The following is an 18,690-nucleotide window of genomic DNA, read 5'->3' as shown; positions in this document are numbered from 1 at the left end:
GCAGCCTCTTGTTTGGGCACCTGATGCTGCCTGAAATACCTACACAAGTATTTTATATATGATGAACATAGCCATAGTTGATTATGGAATGGGTAATTTGCACTCGGTATTGAAATCGGTTCAAGCCGCCAATTCTTTATGCGGGGCAAATGCCCAAGTGGTTTTAACGGAAAGCCCTGAGACGGTATTTGCTGCGGATAAGGTGATTTTCCCAGGACAGGGGGCGATGCCTGATTGCATGGCCGCATTGAAGCGTAGTGGCATGGCCGATGCCATTGAGGATGGTTTGCGAAATAAACCTTTTTTTGGTATTTGTGTGGGCGCTCAGTTATTGTTTGATGTCAGCGAGGAGGGTCCGACTCCAGGCTTAGGTTGGTTTGCTGGCAGTGTAAAGCGTTTTCAACCTGCCCCTGCTGCTCCTGATGGTACCCGTTTGAAAATTCCCCACATGGGTTGGAATCAGGTGCATCAATGCGTTTCACATCCTGTGTTTCGCGGCGTAGCGCAAGATGCGCGATTTTATTTTGTACACAGCTATTATTTTGCGCCAGTAGACCCTCAACTGGTACTGGCGACCAGTGAATATCCAAATGAATTTGCTTGTGTGGTGGGGCGTGATAATGTATTTGCCACACAGTTTCACACTGAAAAAAGCCATGACGCGGGCTTGCGCTTATTGCAAAACTTTCTACAATGGGATGGCACAGCCTAAATCTGGCTGGGTTTGGATTTAACGATTAATCACGAAATGTTGCTGCTATGTTATTGATTCCTGCAATTGATTTGAAAGAAGGACAATGTGTCCGATTGAAACAAGGCTTGATGCAAGAGGCTACGGTTTTTTCCGATAATCCAGCAGACATGGCCAAGCATTGGCTGGCGCAAGGTGCAAGGCGCCTGCACTTGGTGGATCTGGATGGGGCTTTTGCAGGGAAACCTAAGAATTTTGCCGCCATTAAGTCCATTTTGGCGGAAGTAAGTGACGATATACCTGTGCAATTGGGTGGTGGTATTCGGGATTTGGAAACGGTTGAACGTTATTTGGATTTAGGCTTGCAATATGTGATTATTGGCACAGCCGCAGTAAAAAATCCGCAGTTTCTGCATGATGCGTGTGATGCATTCCCGGGGCAGATTATTGTTGGTTTGGATGCCAAAGATGGGCAAGTCGCGATTGATGGTTGGGCCAAGCTAACCAAATACCATGTTACCGATTTGGCCAAGCGCTTTGCGGACTATGGCGTCGAAAGTATTATTTACACGGATATTGGCCGCGATGGCATGATGAGTGGTGTGAATATTGAGGCCACGGTGAAATTGGCGGAGGCGGTTAATGTGCCGGTGATTGCTTCTGGTGGTTTGACGAACTTGGATGATGTTCGAGCATTGTGTGCGGTGGCTGACAGTGGCGTGATGGGGGCCATTACTGGGCGAGCAATCTATGAGGGTAGTCTGGATTTTCAGGCAGCCCAAAAACAAGCAGATGAATGGGTGGGCCTTTAGATTCAAAGTTAACTTCATGAATACAAAGGATGCATTAATCTAAAATAAAACAATAAAGGAGATGTCATGCTGGGTGCGTTAATATTGGGTGTGTGGCTGCTGTTGAGCATTGATCGTGCCAAGCAAACCTTTTGGGAAGCCAGTCTGTTTACCTTTATTGTGATGGTGGCAATCAGTTTGATGGATTGGTCTTTGCCACACATTAATGCCATCTGGTTGTTTTCATGGTTTGTGTTGTGGCTGTATGCGTTCGTGGTGTTCTGGTTGCTTGACGTGGTATCGGTCAATTTTATCAGTGGTGCGGTTTTTTCGGTGGCGGCAGGAATAGGCTATTTCTTTTTGCAGTCCCACGCGTATGCACTTGCCACACAGTGGCTGAATTAACAATTAATTAGGTGACAACATGGCCTTGGCCAAACGCATCATTCCTTGCTTGGATGTAGATAATGGCCGTGTGGTGAAAGGCGTGAATTTCCTTGCCTTGCGCGACGCGGGCGATCCCGTTGAAGTGGCGAAACGCTATAACGACGAAGGGGCAGATGAAATTACCTTTTTGGATATTACCGCCAGTTCTGATCATCGCGACACTATTCTACATGTGATTGAAGCCGTTGCCAGTCAGGTATTTATTCCCTTAACAGTGGGTGGCGGCGTGCGCAGTGTGGCTGATATACGTCGTTTATTGAATGCTGGTGCCGATAAAGCGGCCATCAACACGGCTGCCGTTTCTAATCCCGATTTGGTCAATGAGGCCAGTGGTTTTTTCGGTAATCAAGCGATTGTGGTGGCGATAGATGCCAAGGCCGTGAATGAGGATAACACCCGCTGGGAGGTGTTTACCCATGGTGGTCGTAAGCCTACTGGCTTGGATGCAGTGACTTGGGCGCAAGATATGGCTGCCCGTGGGGCAGGGGAAATTTTGCTCACCAGTATGGATAGGGATGGTACCAAAGCTGGTTTTAATCTGGCTCTAACGCGGGCTGTGAGTGATGCGGTGAGTATTCCTGTGATTGCTTCTGGCGGCGTGGGCAATGTGCAGCATCTGGTGGAAGGCATTAGTTTGGGGCATGCTGATGCGGTATTGGCCGCCAGTATTTTCCATTTTGGAGAAGTGCGCATTGGTGAGGCTAAAGCAGCGATGCAGGCTGCAGGTATTGAAGTACGCCGCTAAACTTTGCTATTGCAGACCCAAATTTGAGTAGCCTTTATATTGTTGTCAATGAAGGCAGCAGCGTGAGATGAATGGCATGGGCTCGCTCTTTTGATTTTAGGGCAAATCGGCATATATTAAAGGGTGGCGTGATGGGCAGAAGTGACCTGCCCGTAGCTAGATGGCTCGTACATTGGTTTTTAATTAAAGGGATGGCCATGTTGCCTGAATTACAACAGGCTTTGTTACAAGCAATAAAATGGGATCAAAATGGTTTGGTGTGTGCAGTGGTGCAAGATGCGCACAGCAAACGGGTTTTGATGGTGGCTTGGATGAATGCCGAAGCTTTGTGCGACACAGTGCGCACAGGATTGGCCCACTATTACAGCCGCTCTCGGCAAAAGCAGTGGATGAAGGGCGAAGAGTCTGGGCATACACAGCAAGTGCATGAGTTGCGCTTGGATTGCGATGGCGATGCTTTGGTGTTGCTGATTACGCAGAATGGTGGGATGGCTTGTCATACAGGACGCGAGAGCTGTTTTTTTCGAGTGTGGGATGGGTGGCAGTGGTTGGTTACTGATGCAATATTGAAAGATGAACTGGCCATTTATGGACACACGCACAGCCATGATTAAATTTATGGCGGAGCAGGAGGCAGCATGGACAACGAATTAAAAAAAATGCATTTAGACACGGTATTGACTGAAATTGCTGATGTCATGGCGGTGCGTCGAGAGGCTTCGCCGGAAAGCTCTTATGTATCGCAGCTTTTACATGCGGGTGAAGACAAAATTCTGAAAAAAGTCATTGAAGAAGCAGGTGAAGTTTTGATGGCTTCTAAAGATGGTGACAAATTGCACTTGATTAAAGAAGTGGCAGATGTGTGGTTTCATACCATGGTTTTGTTGACTTATCATGGATTAAGGCCAGAAGATGTCTTAATGGAATTAAAACGGCGCCAAAATATTTCCGGATTGGATGAGAAAGCCAGCCGGAAGTAGTAGGGGTAAGGCAAACAAAATTGGAATGGTCATTAAACGGACATGTATTTTGGTGATGATGTCTGGCTGTTTTCAGGCAGCATGACTGTATGAATTTAAATCGTAATAAAGGATAGACTCATGGGCGGATTTTCAATTTGGCATTGGGTGGTGGTATTGGTGATTGTGGTATTGATTTTTGGTACCAAAAAATTGCGCAACATGGGGAAGGATTTAGGAGGTGCCGTGCATGATTTCAAACAAGGGTTGAATGACGGTGAATCAGAATCGAAGGCCAAAAAAGACGACATCATCGAACACCCCAAAGACGATACTAAGGCTTAAGCTGGCATGTTTGATTTGGGCTTTAGCGAGCTGCTGCTCATTGCTGCAGTGGCCTTGGTGGTATTGGGTCCGGAGCGGTTGCCTAAAGTGGCGCGCATGGCTGGGCTTTGGGTCGGGCGCATTCAAAATTTTATCAGCAACGTGAAAACCGATTTAAGCAATCAGGCAGGTATGGCTGAGTTTAAAGCAGCGCGTGACAGCATCGAGCAGACAGCCCAACAATTGCGCCAAGACGTACATCAGCAGGTGCTGATGTACGTGCCGAAGTAGATGATTTACAGCAAGCTGTGGGGGAGTTGGATGGGCCAGTTGATGGCCGATTGCCTGATGAAAATAATGGTGCTGAAGACCATCATAACCAGCGCAATATCGATTCTGCTGTGGCTCAATACTCTGGTAATCGATCTGCTTTTCTGCCGCCTTTGCATCACGTGTCGTTACATAATCAAGCTCGGCAACGCAAGCGCGATTGCCGCCCTCGACCCCGTCCACAGCCCAAACTGCGCGTACGACGCCATGTGTCTATGAAATAAGCCATTATGAGCAATTCAGCCGAACAGCCAGAGCAAACCCTGATTGACCATTTGTTGGAATTACGCCGCCGCTTAATGTGGATTTTGGGCGTGATGTTGGTGTGTTTTTTTGCGTTGGTGCCGTTTGCGCAAAAATTGTATACCTTTGTAGCGGAACCGCTGATGCACACCTTGCCAGCAGGCAATCACATGATTGCAACAGATGTGATCGCGCCATTTTTTGTGCCCATTAAAGTGACTTTAATGGTGGCATTTTTGATTACGCTACCGCATACGCTTTACCAAATATGGGCTTTTGTGGCGCCTGGGCTGTATCGTCATGAAAAGCGGCTGATTTTGCCATTGCTGTTTTCCAGTGTGGTGTTGTTTGGTTTGGGCATGGCATTTGCCTATTATTTTGTGTTTCCGGTTATTTTCAAATTTTTGGCTGGTGTCACGCCCGATGGCGTGAACATGGCGACTGATATCGACAAATATTTGTCGTTTATTTTGGGCATGTTTGTGGCGTTTGGCACTACGTTTGAAGTGCCTGTGGTGGTAATCTTGTTAAATCGTATGGGAATAGTGGATGTTACTCAGCTGAAGAAAGCACGCCCTTATGTGATCGTGGTGGCCTTTATTGTGGCCGCCATTATTACACCTCCCGATGTACTCTCCCAGACTTTGTTGGCGGTACCTTTGATTGTGCTGTATGAAATTGGGATTGTGCTGTGCCGTTTGCTGGGGCGGTCATCGAAGCGCAGCCCTGTGGACGAGGCTTAATAGGAAATTTTGACAAACACATGGGATTGGGCAATATTGCCAGGCTGCCTGAATCGTTTCAGGCAGCCCGTTTTGTTATTGGCACAGACGGATAATGTGTTTCGAGGTGGTGAATGATACGAGATTATGTAACGAGCAGCGCGACTTGGCGTAACCGATTGCCGGAATGCGGAATTTGGTGGTTGGGTATGTTGTTGGTGTGCGTGGTGCCTTTTTTATCCAGCGCGCGCATGGGCACGCTGTCCAGCTTCTACCTAGAAAACGGTACCTTGTTTTTTGCTGCAGCTTTGGCATTGGCTACGGCGTTAACCCAATTTCAGCGAACGGGTTGGCCCCGCGTTGCTGTGGTGCTGTTGGTGTGGGCAGTGCTGTTGATGGTGCAGGCACGGATAATGCGACTGCCTTATGTTAGCCAATCAGACCTAACTGCAGCCATTTTTTTGATTCTGGCACTGTTGGCGTGGGCTGCGCGCGCTTGGGTGTTGCGAGTGGGGCAGCGCCAAGCAGTAGCAGTCTTGGCTTGGGCTTTGCTTATTGGCGCTGTGTTGCAAAGTGTGGTGTGTATTTTGCAGTTTTCCGGTGAAGCAGCTGCCATCCCCGGTGTGCTGCCTGGGCCCGGTAATCATTATGTGTATGGTCAATTGGCGCAGCGCAATCATTTGGGCCATTACTTGATGTGGGGTGTACTGGCCGTGTGTTATCTATGGCATGAGCGCAAGCTGGAAGGTAGTTTGGCGGTTGTGCTGATGTTGTGGTTGACTGGCGTAATGGGGTTGGTGGGGTCGCGCACCATTATTGCGTATGTGCTGGCGGTGGGGGTGTCCTTAGGATTTTGGCGTTGGCGCGCAGGGGCAGAAGCCAATCGTTTATTGGGCATCATCGCCATTGCCATCGCCTGCATTTTGTTTTTCCAGCTTACACTGAGCCCAATGCTGTCATTCTGGTTGCATATTGATTTTCAGTCTGCGACCGAGCGTTTGGGCGAAGGCAGTTTTGCTCAGTCGGGTCGTCAAATGGAATGGCGTAAAGCTTGGGCTGTGTTTATGAGTGCGCCATTGTGGGGACATGGCTGGGGCAGTTATGCTTATCAGGGGTTTGCGCAAACGGGGATTTATTCTCATGGGTTCCGTGAGTATGAAGGTTCGGTTTTATTTACCCATTGCCACAACCTGATTTTGCAACTGCTGGCTGAAACAGGCGTGGTTGGGGTGCTGTTGGTGGTGGCAGGGTTTGTGTGGTCAACGTGGACGCTATTCCAGCGTGGTTTTCATCCTGCCTCCATTATATTGGTGAGCATGATGCTGGTTAGCCTGTGTCACAGCATGTTGGAATACCCGTTGTGGTATGTATATTTTTTAGCGGTTTTTGTGTTGTTTATGGCGCTCTCGCCAGTGCCTGAACCATCCCAGCAAAACGCCGTGATGCCAATGTCGCTTTGGTCGCGTCGCTTGCTGGTGTTGCTGTGTGGCATTGCCTTGCTGGATATGATTAGGCTCACCGTTACCTACACTGAATTGCTCTCAGCACGTCGCGGTTCGGCGGCCACAATGAATGTGGATCAGGCCAATGAGTTTCAAGCGCTACGGCGACATATGTATTTACTTCGTTACTACGTTGACATGGCCATAATTGAAAAGATTGATACCAATCAATCACCTCTGCCTGTATGGGGTTTTCAGGCAGCCGACTTGGCTGGCCTATATCGGCCATACAGCAATACGTTCGTACGCGGTCTATATTTAGGCAATGCAGGACAAACTGCGGCTGCCCAAACATGGATAACACAAATGGCGCATTATTACCCAACATTAACCCCCAGCTTTATGGCAAAAGCTTCATTGCAGCCTCAGGCGCAACTATGGTTGCCCATTTTGCAGCAAAATTGTGATCAATACCAACGGCAAGTCAAATCCACATTGGTGTGCCGTCTTTAATGTAAAGCCGTGTTTAATGATATTGATGAATGAAAAAATGCGCAAAAGCATTCGGATTGTAAAGATATGACGTGGCTTCATGTTAAGATAAACGCAAAGCCTTGAATAAGAGGCACACAACTTCTTCTGGGGAGCGAACATGAGTCGAATATTATTGGTGGATGATGACAACTTATTAACCGAACTGTTGACTGAGTACCTTACTGCTGAAGGCTTGGAAGTGAACAGCGTGGCAGACGGTGAAGCTGGGGTGAAAGAGATTTTGTCTGGCGATTATGATGTCGTGGTTTTGGATTCCATGATGCCGAAAATGAACGGTTTGGATGTGCTGAAAACTGTGCGCGTGCAAAGCAAAATCCCCGTCATTATGCTGACCGCAAAGGGTGATGATATTGACCGCATTATTGGGTTAGAGATGGGCGCCGATGATTACGTGCCTAAGCCTTGTCAGCCTCGGGAGTTGCTGGCACGCATTAATGCCATTTTGCGTCGCACTCAAGAAAGTGGCGAGCAAAGCAGTGCTCCTAATAGTATTTCAGCCAGTGGGGTTACTTTATTCCCTGCTAAGCGTCAAGCCACGATTGATGAAGAGCCATTGGAGCTGACCAGCACTGAATTTAATTTGCTGCAAGTACTGATGCGCCATGCAGGTCAAGTAGTGAGCAAAGAAACCTTGTCTTTGGAGGCCTTGGATCGGAAGTTGGCTAAATTTGACCGAAGCATTGATGTTCATATCTCCAGTATCCGCCATAAACTGGGTGATCCAGCCTTGATTCAAACCGTGCGCGGTTTGGGTTATTTATTTGTGAAAAACTAATGACGCCCAAGCGCCGATTGACTCTTTCATGAAACTGTTTCAACGCATATTCGCCACATTTTGCGCCGTTATCGTGTGCGCTATATTTGTGGCGAGTTTTTCTTTTTGGCTGGTGCAAAACACTTTGGCCGAAACCCGATTTAAGCAACAACGTCATTTTGAAGAGAATTTGCTCAGCAGTACAATGAATGCTTTTCGCGCACGCGGTGATGCCGGTATTCGAGAGCAGCTGCAAGAGTGGGGGAATAACCCAGGTGGCGAGAATTTATATGTCATTACGGGCGACGATAAGCGCGATATTCTCAATCGTCCTATCGACGATGATGCCATTCAGCGCGCCCAGGACTATGCTGCCGCACACCCTGAGTCACCATTGGTTCAGGTTGCCTATAATCGGTTGGGTGAGGAGTATTTGTTTTTTGTACGCGACTGGGAACGGGAGCAACTACCTCGGTCGCCCAGCCCGTTTTTGATTCCGGGACTGCCGCTGCCGCCTATTTGGCATGAATTCATTATTTTGGGTTTTATTGTGGTCGTGGGGTTGTTGACGGCTTATATCCTGGCCAACAACATCACTCAGCCAATCCGTGTACTGTCGCGAGGCATGGATAAATTGGCGGCTGGCGATTTACAAACACGCGTTTCCCATCAGTTGGCTGAACGTCAAGATGAGTTGTATTCTTTGGCGGTGCAATTTGACAATATGGCGGGAAAATTACAAAAATTGGTGGAAAAAGAACGTCATTTACTACACCATGTTTCCCATGAAATGCGCTCGCCGCTGGCGCGTATGCAGGCCATCGTGGGACTGATACAGGTACAGCCGCAAAAACAAGCACAGCATTTGCAGCGTTTGGAAACGGAATTATCACGCATGGATTCATTGGTGGGTGAATTGTTGACGCTGTCGCGTTTGGAAACCTCTGACCTGCCCATGGAGCTCGAGCCTTTGGCTTTGTTGCCATTAATCCAACAAGTGGTGGAAGATAATCAGGCAGTAGCCATTCAGCATCATCAGCAATTGACTTTGGAAACTGACATTCCTGAAAGTAGTCTGATTAGCGGCAATGAAAGCTATTTGTATCGTGCTTTCGACAATGTGATTCGTAATGCCATGAACTATAGTCCAGAGGGCAGTGAAATTCGAGTACATGTAGGCGATGGTGGGAAGCAGCAATGGCAAGTAGATGTTAGCGACAATGGCCCTGGTGTGGCGGAAAATCAGTTGCCCCATATTTTTACTGCTTTTTATCGCGCCGATAGCAGTGCCAATAAGCCTGGTACTGGGCTGGGTTTGGCCTTGACCAAACACATTGTGGATCGGCACAAAGGCAAGATTTTTGCCGATAATTTGCAACCCAATGGGTTGGTGGTGCATTTTATTTTGCCGCGTTTGGCCGTCGCTAAAGTAAAGACCAAGAGTAGTAAGGCTTCTAACAATGCTAAGGCTGCAGATCAAGCCGTAGACAAAACTTAAACCTACTTTAAACCCTCAAAGCCGCCTGTTTTTTGCAAACAAGCGGCTTTTGCGTTTTTATGTTACTTTCATGCCCTTGTCGTCGTTCCTGAGTGGGGTAGGCATTGAATTGAGAACCCAATCAGGGATATTTTGGACTGAGCCGATCAGGTTGCCTGCAGTATGGCTGACACGTGTGGTGACATACATGCTTATTCGTGGGTGATGTATGGTGTGTGATGAAAACATCGGCGTTGCTGAGTATTTTATAGCAAGCACGATGTTATAAACGATGAGCGATGATCAGGTCGGTTCTGTGGGTCGGTAGTGGTCTATCTGAGCTGAGCATATTCAATAGTTCAAATAAAATTGGCTTATTGAAAGTGATCATGATAGAAACAGCCGAATTGCCCTGGTTTTATGGCTTGTGCGATGGCGCTTTTGAATATACGTGGAGTGAAGCGATCAAGAATATAAGGAAGAATAGAGCGCATGGCTAAATGCTCATTTTGAATTCCTGCTAATTGAAGTGTCGTTATATGAACTCGTATAAGTAATGGTTTGGTTTTAGGCATATTGCATCATGAGCTGCCATTCGGGGGCGATTGAATTGCGTAAGGAGAAGAAATGTTGTCATTTTTAATGAATGTATTGTGGCTGTTGCTGGGCGGCGTGTGGATGGCCTTGGGGTGGTGGTTGGCCGCACTGATTATGGCCATTACTATTATTGGCTTGCCTTGGGCTCGCTCTTGCTGGGTTATTGGCCAATTCGTGTTGTGGCCTTTTGGTCAGCAAGCGGTTAACCGTCATGAGTTGACGGGACAGCATGACTTAGGTACAGGCAGTTTGGGTTGCTTGGGGAATGTGGTTTGGTTTGTATTGGCTGGTTGGTGGTTGGCATTGGGCCATCTGTTTTCGGCGTGTCTCAATTTCATGACCATTATTGGCATTCCTTTTGGTATCCAGCACCTAAAATTTGCGGCGTTGTCGCTGGCTCCTGTGGGGAAAACGATTGTGAGTAAGAAAACAGGGCAGCCATTGTGGTAGGCAAAGACTAAGTTGGGTACCGTTCAATCGGGACATAACCACATGTAATCGGGCTGCCCGACTAATAACGCAATGGAAAGCTTGGTGTTGAAACAAGCATAGAGGGAAACAATATGGCAACTCAAGGGGTGTTGGCTCGGCGTTTGGCCAGAATAACCGATGGTGTATTGTGTGGTATCACGTCATTGATTACAGGCGTACGTCCTCAACGGGCTCAAGATTTACGCTGCCCAGCAAGTCGTACGGTGTTTTATGCCAACCACAATAGCCATGGTGATTTTGTATTGGTGTGGATTTCTTTGCCCAAAGCGTGGCGGATGCAGGTGCGTCCGGTTGCCGGTTCTGATTATTGGCTGGGCGGCAAAATCCGCCGTTTTGTGATCGAACAAGTGTTTAATGGACTGCTGGTGGCCCGCAATGGAGGTCACCCACAACAAGTCATTGATGACATGAGTGTGGCTTTGCAACAAGGGGATTCCTTAATTATTTTCCCTGAAGGCACCCGCAATACCACGGATGAAAACTTATTACCGTTCAAGTCTGGCATCTATTATCTGGCAGAGCACAATCCAGATGTGGCATTTGTACCGGTGTGGTTGGATAACATCAACCGGGTTTTGCCAAAAGGCCATATTTTACCTGTGCCATTGATGTGCGCGGCGCGCATTGGGGATCCTATATACAAGTTGCCTGAAGAAGACAAAGCCACATTTTTACAACGCACCCGCGATGCGCTATTGGCGCTGTCGCCACGCGCATCGACAGATCAACCACAACAGGAGCACGCATCATGACCCCCGATATTGGTTGGCTTTTCGCTGGTATTTTCGGCATTCTCATCCTTGCCAGTGTGGTGGCGTCATTGCTCAAATGGCGTTTGCACGGGGTCCCCAATAGCACCATAGACAACCTCTCTGCCCGCATTAATGCTTGGTGGGTGATGACCTTGGTATTATTGCTGGCATTTTGGTTTGGCCGCATCGGTACGATTGTGTTGTTTTTCTTGGTGTCGTTTGCCGCTTTGCGTGAATTTTTGTCGTTAGTGTCGAGTCGGCGCGCTGATTATCGAGTTTTGGTGACGTGTTTTTATGTGCTTTTACCGTTGCAATATTGGTTTGTGCTGACAAACTGGTATGGCATGTTCTCGATTTTTATTCCCGTGTATGGTTTCTTGTTGCTGCCGATAATGGCCAGTTTTGCTGGTGATACCGGGGATTTTTTGGCGCGTGCGGCCAAGATACAATGGGCCGTAATGATCAGCGTGTTTTGTCTTTCTCATATTCCAGCATTGATGAATTTACACATACCGGGATTTGAAGGGCGCAATGTTCTGCTGTTGGTGTTTTTGGTGGCAGTGGTTCAGGCGAGTGATGTATTGCAATACGTTTGGGGCAAGCTTATGGGCAAGCGCAAAATCATGCCAGCTTTGTCCCCATCCAAAACGGTGGCGGGTACGGTGGGTGGGATTGCCAGCGCCACTTTATTGGCGGCAGCTTTGTATTGGATTACTCCGTTTAACCCTTTTCAGGCCGCTTTGATTGGGTTTGCCATTTGTGTGATGGGTTTCTTGGGCGGTTTGGTGATGTCGGCCATCAAACGCGATAGAGGGGTGAAGGATTGGGGTAATTTAATTCAAGGCCATGGTGGCATGCTTGATCGTGTGGATTCTTTGTGTTTTGCGGCGCCCGTGTATTTTCATATTGTGCGTTATTTCTGGGAAGGCGGCTTAGGTGTGGCCAGTTTATTTGGTTGGCATTAATGGTCAATTAAAATAGAGAGTGCGGCGCCGCAATAACGATTGATTTGTTTTTGCCCCCACATATGATGGTTAAAACAGGCTGACTGATTGGTTTCAGGCAGCCTGTTTTTTGTGTCAAGGAATCGGACTTGGCTTGTAATGATGTGAAAGCGGTCATGCCTTATCGGGTTAGGTTTATTCAGTCTGCTCAATGAAAGAATGCATTCAGCCTGGCTTTAGTTGAGTCACATCGCCATTTACTCAGTAAGTTTTGAGTGTGCCTATTTGCATTACGTATTGTTTGGGATTGTTGGGATTAACAGTCACCGCTATATGCGTGCCGATTTGATTTGAGGGATATTCACGCAGCGGCGGGCTCACAAATTCCACACTATGCCCCGTTTTCGGGTTGTGCCACTGCGCGATAATTTCATATTTGTCTTGATATTGCCCATCGCCGATTTTGTGTTGCCAATGGCGCACTTGAGACACGACGGCCTGAATCGTTTCACCGTGTTTCAGCGCCTGTTGCTGACCCTGATATTTGGGCAGCAGCACCAGAAAAAACAGCAAGCCCAGCGCGGCTGTAATTAGCCACGTAATCGGTTGGGGTAAAGTGAATGACAATATTGCCGCACCCAATAAAATCAAAGCGGCAATGAGCAATGTGATCAGGTTCATGGTGTGCCAATTGTCAGGAATGAGGTTTGACTTTAACTGGTTGAGCCGGTGTGTCAAGTTGGCTGCGATATCAGTAGGCGCGTAAATACTTTTGGGCGCCAGTGGTAATGCACTTGTATTGGTACAAAATAGGGTGAAATCATAGATTGTGCTATTATTATTGTTTCACTAACGCAAAACAACGGCTATATATTGAGAAAATGGCAGTCGAGCTAGAAATAATTTTGGTTTCTGCCAAAGCCGCCTTTGTTTTTGCTCCATCATTTTGAATCATGAGTACACAACCGATTATGGCTGCAGCGCCGGAAAAAAAGCTGCTCACCCGAGAAGACACCCGCACGTTGGGGTTGTCGTCATTAGGTGGCGCGTTGGAGTTTTACGATTTCGTGATTTACGTGTTTTACGCCAAAATCATTTCCGAATTATTTTTCCCCAGCACCTTGAGCCCGTTTTGGGCCATGCTCAATACTTACGGTATTTTTGCGGCCGGTTATTTGTTCCGCCCATTGGGCGGGATGGTGATGGCGCATTTCGGTGACTTGGTTGGGCGTAAACGATTATTTGCCTTGTCCATTATGATGATGGCGGTGCCCACTTTGATTATTGGCTTGTTACCCACCTTTCACACCATTGGCTATGTGGCGCCGTTGCTGTTGCTGTTGATGCGTGTGATTCAAGGGGTGGCTATTGGCGGTGAAATTCCGGCAGCGTGGACGTTTGTGTCTGAACACGTTCCAGACCGTCATATTGGTTTGGCCAATGGGTTTCTGACTGCGGGCTTGTCTTTGGGTATTTTGCTGGGCTCTTTGATGGCCTTGTCGATTGCCAAAATCTACACCCCAGACGTTATTCATGATTGGGCATGGCGTATCCCATTTATTATTGGTGGTGTTTTTGGTTTAATCACCATGTATTTGCGCAGTTATTTGAAAGAAACACCCGTATTTAAAGCCATGCAGGAGCGCAAACAGTTGTCAGAGGTGATGCCGATTAAATTGCTGGTATCTCAGCACAAAACCGGGATTGTTTTGGGCATGCTGTTTACCTGGTTCCTCACTGGGTGCATTGTGGTGCTGATTTTGGCCATGCCGCAGTTGCTCACGAGCACATTTGCTTTTGATAGTGTGCTGGCATTCGAAATGCAGAGCTTGGCCATTGTCACGCAGATGCTCGGTTGTATCGTTTTCGGCGTGCTCTCGGATAAAGTGGGGTGTGGCCGTATGCTGGGGATAGGTGCGCTGTTGGTGGCGGTGATGTCGGTGGTGTTTTATACCAGTTTAGCGCATCAGTCGACACAAACTGTGTTTGCCTTGTATATGCTGCTGGGTTTGGTTTCGGGTACGGTTGGTATTGTGGCGGTGGCCATGGTGCGGATGTTTCCGCCGCAAGTACGCTTTACAGGGATTTCCTTTGCTTATAATGTTTCTTATGCGATTGTGGGTGGTTTGACATTGCCATTTGTGCATTGGCTCAACAGCGTCGTTAGTCCAATCGGCGCAGTGTATTATGTGGTGCCTTTGGCGTTGATGGCGTGCGTCACCGCATTTATGTTCCACCGCCGTTATCGCGTTTGAATTACGCTATGTGAAATGGGCTGCCTGAAGCATTCAGGCAGCCCATTTAGCGTGTATGATCCCGTAAACGTCAAAAGATTGGGAGATCACCCATAATCGCAAGTGATTATTAAGGTTTTGAGGCGCCCAAACGTTGCGTGGTTTGGATAAATTCTTGCTGTTTGGTTTGGGCTTTGCCCGAATCAATGGCGGCGATGGCGGCATCAACACCAGCTTCCAATGACTCAACCACATCGCCGGCGTACAAGGTGGCCGCCGCATTCATGAGTACAATATCACGGCATGGCCCCATTTCACCGGCCAAAACGGAATTCATTTTCTGTAGCGATTCCTGGCTATTGGCCACTTGAATGGGCTTTAAATCTTCAATCACTGATAAATCAAATTGTGCAGGATGAATGTCATACTCGAGAATGGTGCCATTTTTTAATTCGGCCACTCGTGTGGCACCCGTGAGGGTAATTTCATCCAAGCCATCATGGCCATGTACCACTAAAACGTGTTTGCTGCCTAACTGCTGTAGTACCCGCGATAAAATACCCACTAAATCAATATGGAATACGCCCAAAACTTGATTGGGTGCTGCCGCAGGATTGGTGAGTGGTCCCAGAATATTAAAAATAGTGCGCACGCCCAATGCACGTCGTACGGGTGCCACGTAGCGCATGCTGCTGTGGTGATTGGGCGCAAACATAAAGCCCAAACCCAAATGGTCAATACAATCACCTACTTGGTTAGCATTTAGGTTGAGAGACGCACCCATGGCTTCAATGATATCGGCAGAACCACTGGATGAAGACACTGAGCGACCCCCGTGCTTAGCCACTTTAGCGCCCGCCGCCGCCGCTACAAACATGCTGGTGGTGGAGATATTGAAGGTATAGGCTTTGTCGCCACCTGTGCCCACAATATCCACCAAATGGGCTTGATCTTGTACTGGAACCTTGGTGGCAAATTCCCGCATAACCGTTGCTGCTGCGGCAATTTCCGACACCGTTTCTACTTTTACCCGCAATCCAATCAAAATAGCAGCAATCACCTCGGGTGCAACTTCACCGGTCATGATTTGGCGCATTAAATCGGCCATTTCGTCATAAAATAACTCATTATTATCGAGTAGTCGGTTAAGCGCTTGTTGCGGTGTAATCACAGTGTTCCCCACAGATTCAATCAAGTAAATAATATTGGTATGGCGTTGGCTCAGATTTTAGGCAGCCAAAGCAGCATGTTGGGTTAAGAAATTTTGCAGCATGTCGTGCCCATGTTCGGTGAGCAATGCCTCTGGATGGAATTGTACCCCTTCTATGGGTAATGTCTGGTGACGCACGCCCATGATTTCTTGATCATCTGTCCATGCGGTCAATTGCAAACAATCAGGCAGGCTGTCTCGCTGAATCACAAGACTATGATAACGCGTGCAAGTAACCGGATTGGGCAATCCCGCGAAAACACCTTGATTGAGGTGGTGTACGGGTGAAATTTTGCCATGCATCAGTGTTTGGGCGCGCACGATGTTGCCGCCGAAAGCATAACCGATGCTTTGGTGCCCTAGGCAAATACCCAAAATGGGGATTTTGCCCGCAAAGGTGCGTATGGCCTCTACTGAAATACCAGCTTCTTTGGGTGAGCATGGGCCTGGGCCAATCACCAGGTAATCGGGTGCCATGGCCGCTATATCGGCCAACCCAACCTCATCGTTGCATTTTACCTGTACATCTTGCCCCAATTCGGCAAAATACTGCACGATGTTGTAGGTGAAGCTGTCGTAATTGTCGATCATGAGAAGCATAGTTTTCGATGAACCTCTAATTTGTCTATTGATGATGGCCTGTATTGGGTGCCGCTCATCGTGTTTTGCTTGTCTGAAGCCTACCTTAGCAGTTTGCTTATTGCTGTGCACACAGCAGTATTTTTGCCAATAGCTATTTTTCATCTATCGTGCTTGCAAGCAAACCATTTAATGACCAACTGTCGCACTTAGCTGTTTTATAGTCAATAGTCTCATGACATCATGGGCATTAGGTTGGTGTTCGGGCCAGCAAGAATGGCTTGAATTGGCGATTGGACTTGGCTTAGGGTACTATCCAATGCTGACATAGGCGTAATGGCACAGGATAATGAGATGGATGAATCTTTACAAGGTATGCGTCGCATTGAGGAACTGGAAATCCAGCTTGCTTTTCAGGAAGATTTATTGCAAACCTTAAACGATGCCGTGGTTCGGTTACAGCAGTTGGCGGATTTGCAGCAAGCACAATTGCGGTTGCTGTATCAAAGGTTGCCTGAAAAAAATCCCGATGATGTCGGCGTGTTTGATCCGAGCCATGAAATTCCACCTCATTATTGATATTGTTGTCCATTTACCTATTTTACTGATGTGTCTATGTTGACAAATGTGCCAACCAATCCCAGTGCGCCAACCCGATTGTCAGCTCGGCAGCGCCTTCAACTTGCCTTCAAATACAGTGCGCCGGTGGCGATGGGCTATTATCCTGCTGGTCTTGCTTATGGTGTTTTGATGAGTGCATCTGGATTGCCGTGGTGGTTGTCTTTGGCCATGAGTATGATTGTGTATTCGGGGGCGGCACAATATGCCTCGATTCCGCTATTGGCCAGTGGTGCTGGCGCATTAACGCTTACGTTGAATGCCTTTGTGATTAATTTGCGCCATGTGTTTTATGGTTTGCCATTGCTGCCGGCGTTGCCGTTAAACAAAGCAGAGCGCATTTATGCTTTATTCGCTTTAACCGATGAAAGTTTTTCGGTACTCACTACCTTGCCTGAACCATTAAGGCAACCATTGTTTGCCCCTATTGTGGGCTTAAATCAGTTTTATTGGGTGAGCGCGACGCTAATCGGTTGTGCGGTGGGCAGCGGATTGACGGATTTGGTGCCGCATTTGGATTTTGCGCTCACGTGTTTGTTCCTAATTTTGGCGTATGAACAATATCGAAGTAAAAAAGCATGGTGGCCTTGTGTATTGGCTTTGGTGTCTTTTGTATTGGCTCAGCTTTTGACGACGCAATACTTGTTGTTGAGTGCAGTGGGGTTATGTGTGATGGGCGTTGTTTTAGCTGGTCTTTGGCCTAGCAGGAGAGCCCATCATGATGCCTGACACACTCATGTGGATAATGGCAGTATTGGCCATGGGTGCAGTTACCTTTGCCATTCGTGCAGCACCAGTGGTTATGCCCAAGCGCTGGTTGAAATCGAATTTATTAATGGCGCTGAATTTTGCATTGCCTCTGTGTGTCATGACCTTGTTGGTACTCAGTAGTTTGCATGTTGATGCACCATCTCAATCCTCTTACTATTTATTGGCAGAAATACTGGCTTTGTCGCTGGTGTGGTTGAGCTATCGACTTTGGCGTAACGTGTTGGTGAGTATGATGGTGGGCGTTGCTGCACTGAATGGGTGGCTGTGGCTATTGGCCAACATGCCATAGTGTGGCTATTTTACGCAAAGCGGATGAGGTCTGTTTTGTTATGTTACTGGTGGTAAAGAGCCATATTTTTACATACCAGCAAATAAGAATAATAATTGTTATTATTTGTATTGATAAAGATAATAGTTCTCGTTTATACTTCATGCCCTTACATAAACACAATTAAATGAGGGATGGAAAAACGTGCGCTACACTCCTAAATCCTTGGCCTTGGCCATCGCCTTAATTGGTCTTCCTGCAGCAGTTTGGGCCGAAGATTCTGCTCAGTTACCCACCGTCACTGTCGAAGGGGATCAAACATCTAATCAAGGTGTCTTTCAGACAACTCAAGTTACTGCGGCGGATATTCAGAAAAGCAACGCCGTTGATTTAAAAAGTGCTCTTAAAGATGTGCCTGGGGTAGAGGTGCTGGGTGTACAAGGTACGCGGCAAGGCAACGACAGTATCAACATTCGCGGTTTGAATGGTAATCGGGTGGGGATGGCCATTGATGGCATTGACTTGCCTGAAACCAACGAAAGCCGATATCTCAGCGGACAAAGCGTGATTTTTGGCAGGGGTGGTTTTATCGATACCAGCTCGTTGCGTGCAATCGATATTGATAAAAATGCCCGGGGTAATGGCTTGGGCGGCTCAGTAGAAATGGTCACGCTCAGCCAAATGATGTGTTGGCAGGTGGCAAGCAAGGTGGCTATATTGAAAGCGCTTACAATAGTATAGATAA

At 47.6% G+C, this 18,690-nt stretch carries 24 protein-coding genes; 21 read left to right on the top strand and 3 right to left on the bottom strand.

Going from position 1 to position 18,690, the window contains the following annotated elements:
• The first annotated feature begins 61 nt into the window (after positions 1-61).
• From hisH to A2F46_RS07235, 16 genes are all read left to right on the top strand, one after another.
• Positions 62-712: an imidazole glycerol phosphate synthase subunit HisH gene (gene hisH, locus A2F46_RS07315; protein WP_066568762.1), complete on the top strand. Its 651-nt coding sequence runs from the start codon at positions 62-64 to the stop codon at positions 710-712.
• A gap of 47 nt (positions 713-759) precedes the next feature.
• Entirely contained in the window at positions 760-1,503 is a 744-nt protein-coding gene (gene hisA / locus A2F46_RS07310) for a 1-(5-phosphoribosyl)-5-[(5-phosphoribosylamino)methylideneamino]imidazole-4-carboxamide isomerase (RefSeq protein WP_066568652.1), read from the top strand.
• A 66-nt stretch (positions 1,504-1,569) separates the two neighbouring features.
• Positions 1,570-1,887: a hypothetical protein gene (locus tag A2F46_RS07305; RefSeq protein WP_066568646.1), complete on the top strand. Its 318-nt coding sequence runs from the start codon at positions 1,570-1,572 to the stop codon at positions 1,885-1,887.
• 19 nt (positions 1,888-1,906) lie between these two features.
• Entirely contained in the window at positions 1,907-2,674 is a 768-nt protein-coding gene (gene hisF / locus A2F46_RS07300) for an imidazole glycerol phosphate synthase subunit HisF (RefSeq protein ID WP_066568643.1), read from the top strand.
• A 197-nt stretch (positions 2,675-2,871) separates the two neighbouring features.
• The gene (hisI, locus tag A2F46_RS07295) at positions 2,872-3,288 is read left to right on the top strand and encodes a phosphoribosyl-AMP cyclohydrolase (RefSeq protein ID WP_066568641.1); all 417 of its coding nucleotides are present in this window, start codon (positions 2,872-2,874) and stop codon (positions 3,286-3,288) included.
• Between the two features lie 24 nt (positions 3,289-3,312).
• Entirely contained in the window at positions 3,313-3,654 is a 342-nt protein-coding gene (locus A2F46_RS07290; protein WP_369796320.1) for a phosphoribosyl-ATP diphosphatase, read from the top strand.
• A 120-nt stretch (positions 3,655-3,774) separates the two neighbouring features.
• Complete coding sequence (gene tatA / locus A2F46_RS07285) at positions 3,775-3,978, top strand: Sec-independent protein translocase subunit TatA (RefSeq protein ID WP_066568639.1); 204 nt, start codon at positions 3,775-3,777, stop codon at positions 3,976-3,978.
• 6 nt (positions 3,979-3,984) lie between these two features.
• On the top strand, positions 3,985-4,248 hold the full coding sequence (gene tatB, locus A2F46_RS07280) for a Sec-independent protein translocase protein TatB (RefSeq protein WP_066568637.1): 264 nt from the start codon (positions 3,985-3,987) through the stop codon (positions 4,246-4,248).
• Between the two features lie 17 nt (positions 4,249-4,265).
• Entirely contained in the window at positions 4,266-4,511 is a 246-nt protein-coding gene (locus A2F46_RS07275) for a hypothetical protein (RefSeq protein ID WP_066568634.1), read from the top strand.
• A gap of 6 nt (positions 4,512-4,517) precedes the next feature.
• Positions 4,518-5,273 (top strand): twin-arginine translocase subunit TatC, encoded by a 756-nt coding sequence (gene tatC / locus A2F46_RS07270; RefSeq protein ID WP_066568632.1) that lies wholly within the window; start codon positions 4,518-4,520, stop codon positions 5,271-5,273.
• Between the two features lie 113 nt (positions 5,274-5,386).
• Positions 5,387-7,207, top strand: coding sequence for a PglL family O-oligosaccharyltransferase (locus A2F46_RS07265; RefSeq protein WP_082783622.1), 1,821 nt, complete (start codon positions 5,387-5,389; stop codon positions 7,205-7,207).
• Between the two features lie 139 nt (positions 7,208-7,346).
• The gene (locus A2F46_RS07260) at positions 7,347-8,024 is read left to right on the top strand and encodes a response regulator transcription factor (protein WP_066568630.1); all 678 of its coding nucleotides are present in this window, start codon (positions 7,347-7,349) and stop codon (positions 8,022-8,024) included.
• A gap of 28 nt (positions 8,025-8,052) precedes the next feature.
• Entirely contained in the window at positions 8,053-9,501 is a 1,449-nt protein-coding gene (locus A2F46_RS07255; protein WP_066568628.1) for a HAMP domain-containing sensor histidine kinase, read from the top strand.
• A 606-nt stretch (positions 9,502-10,107) separates the two neighbouring features.
• Positions 10,108-10,527 carry a YccF domain-containing protein gene (locus A2F46_RS07245; RefSeq protein WP_066568623.1) on the top strand — a complete coding sequence of 140 codons (420 nt, stop codon included), beginning with the start codon at positions 10,108-10,110 and terminating at the stop codon, positions 10,525-10,527.
• Between the two features lie 113 nt (positions 10,528-10,640).
• Positions 10,641-11,321 carry a 1-acyl-sn-glycerol-3-phosphate acyltransferase gene (locus A2F46_RS07240; RefSeq protein WP_066568621.1) on the top strand — a complete coding sequence of 227 codons (681 nt, stop codon included), beginning with the start codon at positions 10,641-10,643 and terminating at the stop codon, positions 11,319-11,321.
• Positions 11,318-12,286 (top strand): phosphatidate cytidylyltransferase, encoded by a 969-nt coding sequence (locus tag A2F46_RS07235; RefSeq protein ID WP_066568619.1) that lies wholly within the window; start codon positions 11,318-11,320, stop codon positions 12,284-12,286. The genes A2F46_RS07240 and A2F46_RS07235 overlap by 4 nt, the downstream gene beginning before the upstream one ends.
• A gap of 240 nt (positions 12,287-12,526) precedes the next feature.
• Here the strand turns inward: A2F46_RS07235 and A2F46_RS07230 are convergent, their stop codons facing one another.
• Positions 12,527-12,946, bottom strand: a complete 420-nt coding sequence (locus tag A2F46_RS07230) for a DUF3592 domain-containing protein (RefSeq protein ID WP_066568617.1) — start codon at positions 12,944-12,946, stop codon at positions 12,527-12,529.
• A gap of 272 nt (positions 12,947-13,218) precedes the next feature.
• On the opposite strand from A2F46_RS07230, the gene A2F46_RS07225 reads away from it, so the two are divergent.
• Positions 13,219-14,520, top strand: a complete 1,302-nt coding sequence (locus A2F46_RS07225) for an MFS transporter (protein ID WP_197457601.1) — start codon at positions 13,219-13,221, stop codon at positions 14,518-14,520.
• A 109-nt stretch (positions 14,521-14,629) separates the two neighbouring features.
• On the opposite strand, the gene trpD is transcribed toward A2F46_RS07225, so the two are convergent.
• Positions 14,630-15,670: an anthranilate phosphoribosyltransferase gene (gene trpD / locus A2F46_RS07220; protein WP_066568759.1), complete on the bottom strand. Its 1,041-nt coding sequence runs from the start codon at positions 15,668-15,670 to the stop codon at positions 14,630-14,632.
• Positions 15,671-15,727: 57 nt separating this feature from the next.
• Positions 15,728-16,309 (bottom strand): aminodeoxychorismate/anthranilate synthase component II, encoded by a 582-nt coding sequence (locus A2F46_RS07215; RefSeq protein ID WP_082783621.1) that lies wholly within the window; start codon positions 16,307-16,309, stop codon positions 15,728-15,730.
• Between the two features lie 333 nt (positions 16,310-16,642).
• Here A2F46_RS07215 and A2F46_RS07210 point away from each other — a divergent pair, with 333 nt between their 5' ends.
• From A2F46_RS07210 to A2F46_RS07195, 4 genes are all read left to right on the top strand, one after another.
• Positions 16,643-16,867: a SlyX family protein gene (locus A2F46_RS07210; protein WP_066568611.1), complete on the top strand. Its 225-nt coding sequence runs from the start codon at positions 16,643-16,645 to the stop codon at positions 16,865-16,867.
• 36 nt (positions 16,868-16,903) lie between these two features.
• On the top strand, positions 16,904-17,635 hold the full coding sequence (locus A2F46_RS07205; RefSeq protein ID WP_066568609.1) for an AzlC family ABC transporter permease: 732 nt from the start codon (positions 16,904-16,906) through the stop codon (positions 17,633-17,635).
• A complete protein-coding gene (locus tag A2F46_RS07200) occupies positions 17,625-17,966 on the top strand; it encodes an AzlD domain-containing protein (protein ID WP_066568606.1) in 342 nt (113 codons plus the stop codon). Before A2F46_RS07205 ends, A2F46_RS07200 begins: the two co-directional genes overlap by 11 nt.
• Before the next feature lie 183 nt (positions 17,967-18,149).
• A complete protein-coding gene (locus tag A2F46_RS07195) occupies positions 18,150-18,686 on the top strand; it encodes a TonB-dependent receptor plug domain-containing protein (protein WP_066568605.1) in 537 nt (178 codons plus the stop codon).
• Positions 18,687-18,690 lie beyond the last annotated feature (4 nt).

The organism is Snodgrassella sp. CFCC 13594 (assembly GCF_001590725.1).
Classification (GTDB): Bacteria; Pseudomonadota; Gammaproteobacteria; order Burkholderiales; family Neisseriaceae; genus Snodgrassella.
The sequence above is the reverse complement of the archived record's forward strand: the minus strand, read 5'-3'. Positions and strand labels throughout refer to the sequence as shown.

What these genes read in the sequence shown, in the direction of transcription:
- A2F46_RS07305 (WP_066568646.1), top strand. Translation starts at nt 1,570, where the DNA reads ATGCTGGGTGCGTTAATATTGGGTGTGTGGCTGCTGTTGAGCATTGAT.
- A2F46_RS07290 (WP_369796320.1), top strand. Translation starts at nt 3,313, where the DNA reads ATGGACAACGAATTAAAAAAAATGCATTTAGACACGGTATTGACTGAA.
- A2F46_RS07245 (WP_066568623.1), top strand. Translation starts at nt 10,108, where the DNA reads ATGTTGTCATTTTTAATGAATGTATTGTGGCTGTTGCTGGGCGGCGTG.
- A2F46_RS07265 (WP_082783622.1), top strand. Translation starts at nt 5,387, where the DNA reads ATGATACGAGATTATGTAACGAGCAGCGCGACTTGGCGTAACCGATTG.
- A2F46_RS07210 (WP_066568611.1), top strand. Translation starts at nt 16,643, where the DNA reads ATGGATGAATCTTTACAAGGTATGCGTCGCATTGAGGAACTGGAAATC.
- A2F46_RS07240 (WP_066568621.1), top strand. Translation starts at nt 10,641, where the DNA reads ATGGCAACTCAAGGGGTGTTGGCTCGGCGTTTGGCCAGAATAACCGAT.
- tatB (WP_066568637.1), top strand. Translation starts at nt 3,985, where the DNA reads ATGTTTGATTTGGGCTTTAGCGAGCTGCTGCTCATTGCTGCAGTGGCC.
- hisA (WP_066568652.1), top strand. Translation starts at nt 760, where the DNA reads ATGTTATTGATTCCTGCAATTGATTTGAAAGAAGGACAATGTGTCCGA.
- A2F46_RS07225 (WP_197457601.1), top strand. Translation starts at nt 13,219, where the DNA reads ATGAGTACACAACCGATTATGGCTGCAGCGCCGGAAAAAAAGCTGCTC.
- A2F46_RS07205 (WP_066568609.1), top strand. Translation starts at nt 16,904, where the DNA reads ATGTTGACAAATGTGCCAACCAATCCCAGTGCGCCAACCCGATTGTCA.
- A2F46_RS07260 (WP_066568630.1), top strand. Translation starts at nt 7,347, where the DNA reads ATGAGTCGAATATTATTGGTGGATGATGACAACTTATTAACCGAACTG.
- hisH (WP_066568762.1), top strand. Translation starts at nt 62, where the DNA reads ATGAACATAGCCATAGTTGATTATGGAATGGGTAATTTGCACTCGGTA.
- A2F46_RS07235 (WP_066568619.1), top strand. Translation starts at nt 11,318, where the DNA reads ATGACCCCCGATATTGGTTGGCTTTTCGCTGGTATTTTCGGCATTCTC.
- A2F46_RS07255 (WP_066568628.1), top strand. Translation starts at nt 8,053, where the DNA reads ATGAAACTGTTTCAACGCATATTCGCCACATTTTGCGCCGTTATCGTG.
- A2F46_RS07215 (WP_082783621.1), bottom strand. Translation starts at nt 16,309, where the DNA reads ATGCTTCTCATGATCGACAATTACGACAGCTTCACCTACAACATCGTG.
- hisF (WP_066568643.1), top strand. Translation starts at nt 1,907, where the DNA reads ATGGCCTTGGCCAAACGCATCATTCCTTGCTTGGATGTAGATAATGGC.
- hisI (WP_066568641.1), top strand. Translation starts at nt 2,872, where the DNA reads ATGTTGCCTGAATTACAACAGGCTTTGTTACAAGCAATAAAATGGGAT.
- tatC (WP_066568632.1), top strand. Translation starts at nt 4,518, where the DNA reads ATGAGCAATTCAGCCGAACAGCCAGAGCAAACCCTGATTGACCATTTG.
- A2F46_RS07230 (WP_066568617.1), bottom strand. Translation starts at nt 12,946, where the DNA reads ATGAACCTGATCACATTGCTCATTGCCGCTTTGATTTTATTGGGTGCG.
- A2F46_RS07200 (WP_066568606.1), top strand. Translation starts at nt 17,625, where the DNA reads ATGATGCCTGACACACTCATGTGGATAATGGCAGTATTGGCCATGGGT.
- tatA (WP_066568639.1), top strand. Translation starts at nt 3,775, where the DNA reads ATGGGCGGATTTTCAATTTGGCATTGGGTGGTGGTATTGGTGATTGTG.